This is a genomic window from Actinophytocola sp. (assembly GCF_036002505.1).
Lineage (GTDB): Bacteria > Actinomycetota > Actinomycetes > Mycobacteriales > Pseudonocardiaceae > DASYTH01.
Genome location: NZ_DASYTH010000335.1, coordinates 19,156 through 31,457 on the forward strand (window position 1 = coordinate 19,156; position 12,302 = coordinate 31,457).

Genomic DNA, 12,302 nt, shown 5'->3' on the forward strand with positions numbered 1-12,302 from the left:
CCCTGCTCGAGCTCTACTCGGGCGGCGACGTGGTTGACCGTCCTGACCAGGCCGCGTAGTTTCGCTACATCGGGCCCTCTTTGAGAGAAGCAGAATCGATGACCACTGTGGGCGCGGTGGAGGCGCGATGAACAGGCCGGGCCACGCGTTCGTCGATCTGCCAGGCCGGGCCACCATTCCGACGCTGTACTTCATCGGGGTGACCACCGGTAGCTCGTCCATCCGGACCGTCTTCCCGCTCTGGGCCGGCGAGCTCGGCCTGGGCGACGTGCGGCTGGTCGGCATCGACCTGCCGGTGCACGCACCCCGAGACAGCTACCGGCGCGTGGTTGACTTTCTGGCCCGCGACCCGCTGAGCAGGGGCGCGCTGGTGACCACCCACAAGATCGACCTCTATGAGGCGTGCGGCGACATGTTCGACGAGGTCGACCCGCTGGCGCGCCTGATGAGGGAGACCAGTTGCCTGTCCAAGCGCGGCGGCCAGCTCCTCTGCTCCGCCAAGGACCCCGTCTCCTCCGGCCTGGCGATTAAGGCGTTCCTGCCGCCGGGATACTGGCGCGCCACCGATGCCGAAGCGTTTCTGATGGGTGCCGGAGGATCGTCGATAGCCATTAGCTGGTACCTTGCCCGCCCGCAGCACGGACCGGACCGCCCGTCGCGCATCGTGGTGTCCAACCGCAGCCCGCGGCGGCTGGAGACGATCCGGCAGGTGCACGCCCAGCTCGGCACGGACATTACGGTGGAGTGCGTCCACACCCCCGGACCAACGGACAACGACCTCGTCCTGGCCGGGCTGGCGCCGCGCTCGCTGGTCGTCAACGCGACCGGATTGGGCAAGGACGCTCCCGGATCGCCACTGACCGACGCCGCCCGCTTTCCGAGGTCGGCCGTCGCCTGGGACTTGAACTACCGCGGCGACCTCAAGTTCCTTGACCAGGCGCGCGCGGCCGGCCATGTGCGGACCGAGGACGGCTGGGTGTACTTCCTGCACGGGTGGATGCAGGTCATCGCCGACGTTTTCGACGTCGACATCCCCACCTCCGGGCCGCGGTTCGAGGCGCTGAACCGCATCGCGACGGCGGCACGTCGATGAGTACGGGCGGGCGGATCCTCGTCACACCACGCTCCCTCACCGAGGCCGGCCTGGAAGAAGCGAGATGACGACGGACACCCCCCTGATGGAGAGGTTGACCCGAGGGCTCGAGCAGCTACGGCCCTCGGAACGCAAGGTCGCCGAGCTGGTGCTACAGGACCCGGCTCGGGCGATGCGGCTGAGCATGGCCGCCGTGGCCGGCGCCGCCGGGGTCAGCGAGCCGACGGTGATGCGCTTCTGCAACGGCCTCGGCTTCGACGGCTTCCAGTCGTTCAAGTACGCCCTCGCCGAGGCCCTGGCCATCGGGATTCCCGTGACGCACTCGGCGATCCGGCTCGAGGACCCCGTCGAGGCGGTTGCAGCGAAGATCTTCGACCATACGCTGAGCAGCCTGGACCGCACCCGCCGATCCCTGGACGCCGACGCGGTGGCAGCGGCCGTCGACCTGCTGCTGGGGGCACGCGACGTGCTGTTCGTCGGGCTGGGCGCCTCGGGCATCATCGCGCAGGACGCCTTGCAGCAGGCGGTGCTCTTCGGTGTGCCATGCGCCGCGCCGGTAGATCTACACCAGCAGTTCATGTCCGCGTCGATGTGCCGTCCCGGCAGCGTGCTCGTCGCCATTTCCAACACCGGACGCACCACCTCCATCCTCGACATCGCCGCTCAGGGGAAGCGGCGCGGGGCGAAGATCATCGGCGTCACGGGCGGCCGGGGTCCGCTGCTCGAGATGGCCCACGTCGGTGTAGTGCTGCGGACCTTCGAGGACACCGACATCTACACGCCGACGATCAGCCGCCTGGCGGGCCTGGTGCTGATCGACGTCCTCGCGACCGCGGTCGCCGTGCGCCGTGGTCCCGAGCATCTGGAGCGGCTGGGACAGATGAAGGAGGACTTGTCGTCCTTCCGGGGCAGCAGCGAACGAGATCATCATCCCCAGCCATCGTCCAACGGAAGACAGCTATGACCGCCCGCCCCGACGCTGTGCTGGGTATCGATGTAGGCACGAGCGTGGTCAAGGCAGGCGTTCTCACAATCGACGGCGTGATGCAAGCCACCGCCAGCCGCCCCGTCGCGTTGCAGCAGCGGAGCTCCGGACGCGCCGAGCAGGACCTCGACGACCTCTACCGCGCCGCCGCTGACGCGACGCGGCAGTGTCTGAGCGGATCGCGTTTCGCCGCCGAGCGGATCGGGGCCATTGCCGTGGCCGGGCAGATGGCGGGAGTCGGCATTGTCGACGCCAAGCATCGGCCGCTCGCCCCGTACGACTCGTGGTTGGACACGCGATGCGCCCCGGTGGTCGACGAACTCTCTGCGACCCTGGGCCCCCGCATCACTGCCGTCGCCGGGTGCGCCCCCACCATCAGCGTCGGACCCAAGATGGTGTGGTGGCACCGCCACCACCCGAAGGTATGCGCCGACGCGGCGGCCTTCGTGACCGCTGCCGGGTACGTGGCCGGGCGCGCCGCCGGCCTGTCGGGCAAAAAGGCTTTCATCGACCCCTCCTACCTGCACTTCACCTCCGTCGCGGACGTGGGTCGGGGCCGATGGGACGAGGCCCTCGGCCACGCCGTGGGCATCGACCCCGACCTGCTGCCCACAATCGTGGAGAGCACGAGCATCGTCGGGGAGCTCAGCGCCCAGACGGCGCCCGACTTCGGCCTGCTCGCCGGGACACCGGTCGCCGCCGGTTGCGGGGACACGGCCGCCAGCGCGCTCGGTGCCGGTGTGACCGCGGCTGGCCAGGCGTTCGACATCGCCGGGACGGCCGCCGTGTTCGGCGTCTGTCTGCCGACGTTTGCGCCCGACACCAACCACGGCACCCTGATGACGATGCGCGCCGCACTGCCGGGGCGCTGGTACTCGCTGGCGTACGTGGGAGGGGCCGGGCAGGTCATCGAGTGGATCTGCCGTGAGATCTTCGGCCACGCCGCGCTCGGGGACGCCGGTTACGCGGAGTTGGCGACCGCGGCGGCCGAGGTTGCCCCCGGCAGCGACGGCCTCATAGTGTCGCCCCACTTCTCCGGACGCATCGCGCCGGTCGCACCCGCCCTGCGCGGCGCCGTCGTCGGGCTGTCTCCGATTCACCACCGTGCCCACCTCGCGCGCGCCATCCTGGAGTCGATCGCGTTCGAATACCGCCGATACGCGGACATCGCGCAGGTCCTCGTACCGGGGTCGTCGATCGAGGAGGTCGTCGGCACGGGCGGCGGCAGCCGCAGCCGGGTGTGGAACCAGATCAAGGCCGATGTCCTCTCGACCCTCTACCGCCCCGTCGCCGGCGTCGAGTCCGGCACGCGCGGCGCCGCGCTGGTCGCCATGGCGGCACTCGGGCACGACCTTCCGCCGCTCGACCCCTCCGTTTCGGGACCCGTGGCGACGCCGGACGCCGCGAACCGGCCCGCCTACCGCGCCGCCTACGCCCGCTACCACCGGTGGTCGGACCGTCTGGTCGAGGGCCATCAATCGGAAACCGTCCGGTCCGACGAGATCGGGGAGAGGCCCTGATGAGGAAGAAGCGACTCTGCATGGTGGGGGCGGGCCGCGTCGGCCGGCTGCACACCCGCAACATCACCGAACGTGTCGGGCACCGCGCTGAGGTCGCGGCGATCGTCGACCCCGATCGGCGGACCGCCGAGGAATTGGCAGGCGACTACGACGTTTCCGTCGTGTGCTCATCGCTGGACGAGGCGCTCGAGGGCGGCGACTTCGACGGCGTGGTCATCACCACCCCGACCTTCACCCACCATCCGCTCGCAGTCCGGGCGCTCGACGCGGGGCTCCACGTCCATCTCGAGAAGCCGATGGCGATGAACCTGCGAGAGTGCGCGGAAATCAAAGCTTCCGCCGAGCGAGCCGGTGCGGCCTTGCAGGTGGGCTTCATGCGCCGGTTCGACCACGACTTCATCCAGGCCGCTGAACTGCTGCGCGGCGGCGCCATCGGCGCCCCCGTCATCATCAAGTCGCTGACACACGGTCCCGGCCTACCCCCGCCGTGGGCCAACGACATCCGCACCTCCAACGGCATGCTCGCGGAGGTGAACAGCCACGACCTCGACACCGTCGGCTGGTTCGCCGATTCTGCGCCGGTGGACATCCACGTGCGCGTGGCCAATTTCAAGGGCGCCGCGCGCGGGGTTTCGACGGAGCACTTCTATGACACGATGCTGGCTACGATCGCCTTCGAATCCGGGGCCCTGGCCAGCATCGCCGGGGTGTGCCCCGCCGACTACGGATACGACGCGCGGGTCGAGGTGACCTGCACCGGCGGCATGGTGCAGGTCGGGGAGGCGGGGCCGGCTGGGCTGGTCAGCATCTCCGCCGGAGAAGCCCGGCGCTGCGCGCCGGTGTTCGCGTCCTGGCGCGACCGGTTCGCCGAGGCCTACGTCCGGGAGATGGCCGAGTTCGTGGCCGCGACCGACGGCGCACCGGTTCGGGTCGGCGCGGAGGACGGCACCCGCGCCGTGGCGCTGGTGCTGGCCGGCACGCTGTCCATGCTCGAGGAACGCACTGTGTCCCTGACCGAGGTCACCTCGCCGGCCTTCGTCCCGTCGTGGCAGGCCGCCGCACGGTCGGAGGCCTGACCGTGCGGGCCATCGTCTACCGCGGTCCCCGGGACCTCGCCGTCACGGACGTCCCCGATCGCCCGCTGCGCCCCGGCGACGTACGCGTCTCGGTGGTAACAGCCGGCGTGTGTGGTACGGACGTACGTATTTATGAGGGGGAACACTCCGCCTACGCGAACGGCATCGGACGGGTGCCCGGTCACGAGATCGTCGGCCGCGTGGCCCAGGCCGACACTATGCCGCCGGGGCTGGCACGAGGCGACTTGGTGTTCATCGCACCCAACATCGGCTGCGGCCTGTGCGGGCAGTGCGCGCGTGGCAACGAGAACCTGTGCGCCACGACCGAGGGTATCGGCATCACCCTCGACGGAGGGTTCGCCGAGCACGTCGTGGTGCCGGCCAGGGCGGTCACCCGAGGCAACCTGATCCGCCTCGACGACGCGTCGTCCGGTACCGACGCGGCGGTCCTCATCGAGCCGCTGGCGTGCGTGCTCCGCGGACAGGACAAGATCAACGTCGGCTCGGGCGATACCGTCCTCGTCGGCGGTGGAGGTCCCGTGGGCCTGCTGCACATCGCCCTCGCCAGGGTGCGCGGCGCATCGCTCGTGATCTGCTCGGAGCCGTCCCCGGAGCGCCGCGCGGCGGCACGCACGGCCGGCGCCGCGGTCGTGGTCGACCCCGGCAGCGGTGACCTTGACGCGGCCGTTGCCGAGGCGACCGACGGGGCCGGCGTGGACGTGGTGATCACCGCCGCGCCGGTGCACGCGCTGCAGACCGCGGCCGTGCGCCTCGCGGCACCCACCGGCCGGGTCCTGTTCTTCGGCGGCTTGCCACGCAGCCGCCCCACGGTGGAACTGGACACCAACGCGATCCACTACAAGGAGCTCACTGTGGCCGGAACGACCGCGTCGACGCTCGACGACTGCCGACGCGCGGCCGAGCTGGTGGGCCACGGGCGGATCGAGCTGGACTGGATGATCTCCGACCGTATCGGCCTGCCAGACCTCCCGCAGGCCATTGCCAAGGTTCGGGACGCCGCGACTCTAAAGGTCGTGGTCAAGCCCTCGACAGCGAAGGAAGCGGCCCGATGAAGCCCCGACTGCTCCCCGTCCACCTCGAAGATCGGCCGGCCGAATCGTTCACCGTCCAGCTGGCTCACTTGCGGCGGATGACCGGCGAGCTGGTGGACTGGATGGATCCTGCCCGCATCGACGCCCCGGTGCCCGACGACACGAGTGCGGTGGTTGTGCCCGACCTGAGTGGCCGGGCGTACCGCATGGTCGATGCCTTCCGCCGGATCGACCGCCCGATCCTGCTGATCACCTCCGAGTTCGGAACCGTGTCCATGTGGGACTGGGAAATTCGCGACCACCTGCGCCGTCGGGGCATCGCCACCATCGCGCCGACGTCATTGCAGGAGTGTGAGGACGTCTGCCGGACCTTGGCCACCAAAGAGGCGCTAGCCCGGTCCACCATGCTGGCCTACCAGGATGACCTGGGAGCCGGGATGCAGCCGGACATCTTCAAGCGCTTCTACTGGTGGGAGGACGAGTGCGTACGGGACATGCAGGAGGCGTTCGGCGTCGCCATCGAACGGCGCAGCTTCCGCGAGTTGGCGGCCCGGGCCGCCGCTGTCCCCGACGCCCGGGTCGACGCTGAGTGGGCCCGCATCGCCGACACCGTGCCGATCGTCGGCCTCCGGCCGAGCGCGCGGGCGGACGCGCTGCGTCTGTACCTCGCGCTCCGGGACGAGCTCGACGAGGCCGGCGAGGTCATCGCCGCCGGGATCAACTGTCTGAACGAGTCGGCAACCTCGCCGACAACCCCCTGCCTGGCGTGGAACCTGCTCTTCGAGGAACGGGGCCTGCTGTGGGGGTGCGAGGCAGACCTCACCTCCATGCTCACCGAGACGCTGGTCCACAGGTCGCTGCAGGCGCCGGTCATGATGACGAACCTGTACCCGTTCTTGATGGGCCAGGCTGCCCTCAAGCACGAAGGTATCCCCGCCTTTCCCGAGGTCGACGAGCCGGAGAACCACATTCTCGTAGCGCACTGCGGCTATCTCGGCGAGGTCCCCCAGTCCTGCGCGACGGAGTGGACGGTGCGCCCACCCGTCCTCAAGATCATCGACGAGAACGCGCACGCCATCGACGCGCGGCTGCCCGAAGGCCCCACCACGATCGTCAAGGTCGCCAGCGACATGCGCACGCTCGTGGTGACCCCGGCCGTGCTATCGCGCTACGTGCAGTATGAGAACTCCGACTGCCTCAACGGCGGTGTGCTGCGCATCCGGGACGGTTACCGCTTCGTCGAGAAGCTGCCCTCCCACCACGCCGTCCTAGCCCCTGGCGCCCTGTCTCGGCGCATCGAACTGATGGCCAGCGTGCTGGGGCTCACCGTCGAACACCTCTGACACTGGCTTTCCCGCTCGGAAGGAGCGCCGTGACCACCACACCAGCAGCCCGCTTCGGCGTCGTCGGCAGTGGCTGGCGTACGCAGTTCTTCCTGCGCCTGGCGCGCATGGCCCCCGAACACCTGGCCGTCACCGGCGTGGTGACTCGCAGCGCCGAGCGAGCGGCAGAGATCGAGGCTGCGTGGGACGTACCCACGTTTCGCGCACTCCCGGATCTCGCCGCGGCGACGAAGTCCGACTTCGTGGTGGCGTCCGTCCCGTGGTCGGTCACCCCGCAGATCACGACTGATGCCGTCGCCCTCGGCCTGCACGTCCTGGCGGAGACCCCGCCGGCGCCCGACGCGGCGGGTCTCCGCCAGCTATGGCAGGCGGTCGGCGCGAGCCGACGCGTACAGGTGGCCGAGCAGTATCTGCTCATGCCCGGACACGCCGCCCGGCTGGCGGTGCTGCGCCAAGGCATCCTCGGCGACGTCACATCGGTGCAGGTCAGTTCGACTCACCTGTACCACGCAACCTCGATGATCCGGCACATGCTCGGCGTCGGCTTCGAGCCCGCAACCATCATCGCGCGCACCTTCCGCGCCCCACTTGTCAACCCTTTGTCGCCGGACGGCTGGACCCAGTCCGACGAACCCGAGGAGCTCGGCACCACCATCGCGATGCTCGACTTCGGCGGCAGCCGGTCGGGCCTCTACGACTTCACCGACAACCAGTGGTGGAACCCGCTGCGGGCGCGTCGCATCGTCATCCGCGGCTCGCGCGGGGAAATAGTCGACGACACCGTAGTGCGGTTAGCCGACGGCACCACACCGGTGGCCTCCGCGCTCACCCGCCGCCAGCTCGGTATCGACCTCAACCTGGAGGGGACCGAGCTGGCCCACATCAGCTTCGACGGCCGGGTGCTCTACCGGAATCCCTTCCCAGGAGCACGTTTCTCTGACGACGACCTAGCGGTCGCGGCCATCCTGCGGGACACCGGACGCTGGGCCCGCGGCGACGGGCCGGAGCCATACCCGCTAGCCGAGGCGTGCCAGGATCACTTGCTGGGCCTGGCCATTGAAGAAGCGGCACGTACCGGGAGGCCCGTCACCACACAGCGGGAGAACTGGGCCTCCTGAGCCGATCCAGGTCCGCTACCGTGCTCGGCGTGGACCCGCTCGGCGGGTCGGCGTGCACCCCAATCGGGGTCCTCGGCGGACTGATCAACGGTATGAACGAGCCGCGTAGAAGGGCTCAGCTGAGGATCGGTGACAGGGCGGCTGCCGCCGGCCTGGGCGAGCACGACATTCTCGCGTCCGATCGCCTGGGGTCACGGCGAGAGCGGTGACGCCGTGCTCGCGGAGTTCTTCGGCCCGCGCGAGGCACGCCGCAATTGGGCGGAGACGAAGCTGACGAATATGCGCCGAAGGCTACCGCAGAGTAATACTCGTGGGTAGCGTGCGTAGCGAGGTCCAGCGGAGATGCGGAGCGGAGCATCTTCGCGGGGTGCTAGCCGTACTCGGGTCAAGGGGGTAAGCGGTGACCACGACGCAGCGCAAGCCAGCCGACGTTTCGGAGAAGCAGGCGCGGCAGGTAGCCGAGGCCGCTCGCGACTCCGAGTGGCGCAAGCCGAGCTTCGGCAAGGAACTGTTCCTCGGGCGGTTCCGGCTCCACCTGATCGATCCGTGGCCCGCCGCGGAGCCCCGTCCCGACGCGGACGAATACCTCGCCAAGCTGGAGGCGTACGTCCGCTCGGAGGTGGACGGCGCGCGCATCGAGCGGGAGGCCCGCATCCCCGACGAGGTCTTCCACGGCCTCGCCCAGCTCGGCGCGTTCGGCATGAAGATCGACAAGGAGTACGGCGGCCTCGGGCTTTCCAACCTTCACTACTGCAAGGCGTTGACGCTCGTCGGCTCGGTCAACCCCGCCATCAGCGCGCTCCTGTCCGCGCACCAGTCGATCGGCGTGCCGCAGCCGCTCAAGCTTTTCGGCACTCCTGCGCAGAAGAAGGCGTTCCTGCCCCGGCTGGCGGCGGGCGAGGTGTCCGCGTTCCTGCTAACCGAGCCAGACGTCGGGTCCGACCCGGCGCGCTTGGGCACCGTCGCCGAGCCCGTCGAGGGGGGCTACCGGCTCAACGGGGTGAAGCTGTGGGCCACCAACGGTACGGTCGCCACCCTGCTGGTCGTGATGGCCCGGGTGCCGGACAAGGGCATCACCGCGTTCGTGGTGGAGGGCGACGCGCCGGGCATCACGGTGGAACGGCGTAACGAGTTCCTCGGCCTGCGTGGGCTGGAAAACAGCGTGACCCGGTTCCACGACGTGTTCGTGCCGGAGGAGAACGTCATCGGTGGCCTTGGCAAGGGCCTCAAGGTCGCGCTGATGACGCTCAACACCGGCCGGCTGTCGCTGCCCGCGATGTGCGTCGGCGCGGGTAAGTGGTCGCTCAACATCACGCGCGAGTGGTCGGCGAAGCGGGTCCAGTGGGGCCGCCCGGTCGGGCAGCACGAGGCCGTAGCCAAGAAGATCGCATTCATCGCGGCTACCACGTACGCAATGGAGTCCATGTTGGACCTCTGTTGCGTGATCGCCGATGATGACCGCAACGACATCCGCATCGAAGCCGCGCTGGTCAAGCTCTTCGCCAGCGAGATGGCCTGGCAGGTCGCCGACGAGCTGATCCAGATCCGCGGCGGCCGCGGCTACGAGAAGGCCGAATCGCTGGCCGCCCGTGGCGAACGCGCGGTCGAGGCCGAGCAGATCCTCCGCGACCTGCGGATCAATCGCATCTTCGAAGGCTCCACGGAGATCATGCACCTGCTCATCGCCCGCGAGGCGGTCGACGCGCACCTCTCGGTCGCCGGCGACATCATCGACCCGGACGCTGGGCTCGGCCGCAAGGCACGGGCCGGGGCGCGGGCCGGCGCCTTCTACGCGCGGTGGCTGCCGACCCTGGCGGTTGGTCGCGGCCAGGTGCCGACGGGGTACGGCGAGTTCGGTCCGCTCGCCGCTCACCTGAGGTACGTCGAGCGGGCCTCGCGTAAGCTCGCCCGGTCGACGTTCTACGCGATGTCGCGCTGGCAGGGCAAGCTGGAGCGCAAGCAAGGCTTCCTCGGTCGCATCGTCGACATTGGAGCGGAGCTGTTCGCGATGTCGGCGGTGTGCGTGCGCGCTCGCGCGGAGCGGCAGGACCGGCCCGAGGGCGTGGAGCTGGCCGATCTCTTCTGCCAGCAGGCGCGGCTGCGGGCGGAGGCCCTGTTCGCGGCGCTCTGGGACAACACCGACTCGCTGGATGTGAAGGTCGCGCGGCGCGTGCTGGACGGGCGGTACGCCTTCCTGGAGGAGGGCATCGTCACCTCGCCGACCGACAGCGCCTGGGTGGCCGCGTGGCAGCCGGGCCCGGCCACGGTGGACGACGTGCGCCGCCGGATCCCGCCAGCTGCGTGATCATCTCGCTCGTGCCCTCGGCGTAACGCCCTCGCGGTTGCGACGTCAACGCGCGAGACCCCGAGCGCGGGCAACCCCAGGGGTAGCTGACACAGCAGGTGCCGTTCGAGATGGTCGATGCCGTGCTGGCCGAGACGCGCACGGGGCAGCGCCGCGTCTGGGATGTAAGGGCATCTGAAGGAAACCGTAAGCGCGGCCCGGCAGCGTTCGGGGTGTCAAACCGAGCACTCCCCGGGAGGATGTCATGCGCAAGCTCATCAACTCGACCTACATCACCCTCGACGGCGTCATCCAAGACCCCGCGTGGACCATGCCGTACTTCGACGACGAGGCCTCCGCCTTCGCCGCCGAACAGACGAACGGCGCCGACGCGCTGCTGATGGGCCGTGCCACCTACGACGTCATGTCCGCCTCGTGGCCGACCCGGGACGAGAGCGACCCGAGCACCGGCGCGGCCTACTTCAACCACGTCAAGAAGTACGTCGCATCAACCACCCTGACGGACCCCACGTGGAACAACACCGAGGTGCTGCAAGGCGACCTGGTCGAGGAGGTCACCAAGCTCAAGGCTCAGGACGGCAAGGACATCCTGCAGTACGGGTTCGGTTCGGTCACCACCCAGCTGATCAAGGCGGGGCTGCTGGACGAGGTCCGGTTCTGGATCCATCCGGTTCTCGAAGGCGGCGACAGCGTCACCGCGCCGTTGACCGGTTTCAAGGCGTCGTTCGACCTGGCCGACACCAAGGTCATGAAGAGTGGCGTGATCATCGCGTGCTACCGGCCGACGGCGGCCGAGTGAGCGCAGATCGATCAGACCAGGGCCCGGGCCTCCCCCGGGCCCAGGTCGTGTCCCTCGGCGACCAACGCGTCGAAGCGCTCACGCCCGAGGGCAGCGACCAGGCGGGAGGTGATCCGGTCCAGGTCGTCGCGCTCCGCAGGTGCGGTGGTGAAGTCGGCGGCCGACCGGGCGGCGGCCGCGGCGCCCAGGAGGCGGGCCGCGACCTCCGGGTCGCCGGCCGCCGACGCCAGGCCCTCCAGGGCGGTTATCGTGTCACGGGGCGCGCCCATCGCCTGCGCCGCCTGGAACGCCTCGAGGTGTAGGGCCAGCCCGGCCGCCGGGTCACCGCCCTGTTCGGCCGCATAACCCAGCTCGACCAGGACCATCGGCAGGTACAGCGCCGGCTGGTTCTCCTGGCGGCCCAGCTCCGCCAGGTGTTGCAGGTGAGTGACGGCGACGTCGAGCTTGCGGTCGCGGCGGGCCGCAAAGCCGAGGCTCAGCTCCGCGAAGACGATCGCGGCCGGCGCGCCCTGCTCGACCGCGAGCCGGTACGCACGGTCGGCCAGCTCGCGGGCCCGCGGGTAGTCGCGGGTCTGCACGGCGATCCAGGCGAGCCAGGACAGCTTGCTGCCGACCTCCGGCCAGAGTTCCAGTTCCTCGGCCCAGCGCAGGCCCTCCTCATGCAGGGCGGCGGCACGGTCGTAATCGCCGATCAGCTCGGCCAGGCCGCCGACCCAGTCGGTTGCCTGCAGGCGGCCCCAGAGGTCGCCGAGCCCGGCGAACAACCCGGCGCTGCGGTTGCCGTCGCGTTCCAGGGCCGCCAGGTCGCCGGCGGCGTGGGCCAGCTTGGCCCGGGAGACGAGCACGGCGGCCGCTGTCCACTCGTCGCCGCCGCCGAGGGCGTCGTCCAGCAACGCGGACGCGAGCGCCAGCTCGGAACGGTCGATCAGCGCGTGGGCCACGAACCAGGTGACCCGGCTGTCCGCGTACCCGGAAAGGGTTGATCGTATCTCGGCGGGTGAGACGGGGTCG

The 12,302-nt window shown here is 69.9% G+C and carries 10 protein-coding genes; 9 read left to right on the forward strand and 1 reads right to left on the reverse strand.

All coding sequences use genetic code 11. The annotated features are described in order from the left end of the window. Nucleotides 1–127 precede the first annotated feature (127 nt). From VGR06_RS29160 to VGR06_RS29200, 9 genes are all read left to right on the forward strand, one after another. On the forward strand, nucleotides 128–1,093 hold the full coding sequence (locus VGR06_RS29160) for a hypothetical protein (protein ID WP_327562358.1): 966 nt from the start codon (nucleotides 128–130) through the stop codon (nucleotides 1,091–1,093). 64 nt (nucleotides 1,094–1,157) lie between these two features. After that, a complete protein-coding gene (locus VGR06_RS29165) occupies nucleotides 1,158–2,057 on the forward strand; it encodes an SIS domain-containing protein (protein ID WP_327562359.1) in 900 nt (299 codons plus the stop codon). Continuing rightward, entirely contained in the window at nucleotides 2,054–3,598 is a 1,545-nt protein-coding gene (locus VGR06_RS29170) for a xylulokinase (RefSeq protein WP_327562360.1), read from the forward strand. The genes VGR06_RS29165 and VGR06_RS29170 overlap by 4 nt, the downstream gene beginning before the upstream one ends. Further along, the gene (locus VGR06_RS29175) at nucleotides 3,598–4,674 is read left to right on the forward strand and encodes a Gfo/Idh/MocA family oxidoreductase (protein WP_327562361.1); all 1,077 of its coding nucleotides are present in this window, start codon (nucleotides 3,598–3,600) and stop codon (nucleotides 4,672–4,674) included. Before VGR06_RS29170 ends, VGR06_RS29175 begins: the two co-directional genes overlap by 1 nt. Beyond that, a complete protein-coding gene (locus VGR06_RS29180) occupies nucleotides 4,644–5,747 on the forward strand; it encodes a zinc-binding dehydrogenase (protein ID WP_327562362.1) in 1,104 nt (367 codons plus the stop codon). Before VGR06_RS29175 ends, VGR06_RS29180 begins: the two co-directional genes overlap by 31 nt. After that, nucleotides 5,744–7,069 (forward strand): hypothetical protein, encoded by a 1,326-nt coding sequence (locus VGR06_RS29185; RefSeq protein ID WP_327562363.1) that lies wholly within the window; start codon nucleotides 5,744–5,746, stop codon nucleotides 7,067–7,069. The genes VGR06_RS29180 and VGR06_RS29185 overlap by 4 nt, the downstream gene beginning before the upstream one ends. 29 nt (nucleotides 7,070–7,098) lie before the next feature. Beyond that, nucleotides 7,099–8,187, forward strand: a complete 1,089-nt coding sequence (locus VGR06_RS29190; protein WP_327562364.1) for a Gfo/Idh/MocA family protein — start codon at nucleotides 7,099–7,101, stop codon at nucleotides 8,185–8,187. A gap of 400 nt (nucleotides 8,188–8,587) precedes the next feature. Continuing rightward, nucleotides 8,588–10,492 carry an acyl-CoA dehydrogenase family protein gene (locus VGR06_RS29195; RefSeq protein WP_327562365.1) on the forward strand — a complete coding sequence of 635 codons (1,905 nt, stop codon included), beginning with the start codon at nucleotides 8,588–8,590 and terminating at the stop codon, nucleotides 10,490–10,492. Between the two features lie 244 nt (nucleotides 10,493–10,736). After that, entirely contained in the window at nucleotides 10,737–11,291 is a 555-nt protein-coding gene (locus tag VGR06_RS29200) for a dihydrofolate reductase family protein (protein WP_327562366.1), read from the forward strand. Between the two features lie 11 nt (nucleotides 11,292–11,302). Here VGR06_RS29200 and VGR06_RS29205 read toward each other — a convergent pair whose 3' ends face one another. Next, a complete protein-coding gene (locus VGR06_RS29205; RefSeq protein ID WP_327562367.1) occupies nucleotides 11,303–12,232 on the reverse strand; it encodes a hypothetical protein in 930 nt (309 codons plus the stop codon). Nucleotides 12,233–12,302 lie beyond the last annotated feature (70 nt).

What these genes read in the sequence shown, in the direction of transcription:
- VGR06_RS29170 (WP_327562360.1), top strand. Translation starts at nt 2,054, where the DNA reads ATGACCGCCCGCCCCGACGCTGTGCTGGGTATCGATGTAGGCACGAGC.
- VGR06_RS29185 (WP_327562363.1), top strand. Translation starts at nt 5,744, where the DNA reads ATGAAGCCCCGACTGCTCCCCGTCCACCTCGAAGATCGGCCGGCCGAA.
- VGR06_RS29165 (WP_327562359.1), top strand. Translation starts at nt 1,158, where the DNA reads ATGACGACGGACACCCCCCTGATGGAGAGGTTGACCCGAGGGCTCGAG.
- VGR06_RS29160 (WP_327562358.1), top strand. Translation starts at nt 128, where the DNA reads ATGAACAGGCCGGGCCACGCGTTCGTCGATCTGCCAGGCCGGGCCACC.
- VGR06_RS29175 (WP_327562361.1), top strand. Translation starts at nt 3,598, where the DNA reads ATGAGGAAGAAGCGACTCTGCATGGTGGGGGCGGGCCGCGTCGGCCGG.
- VGR06_RS29200 (WP_327562366.1), top strand. Translation starts at nt 10,737, where the DNA reads ATGCGCAAGCTCATCAACTCGACCTACATCACCCTCGACGGCGTCATC.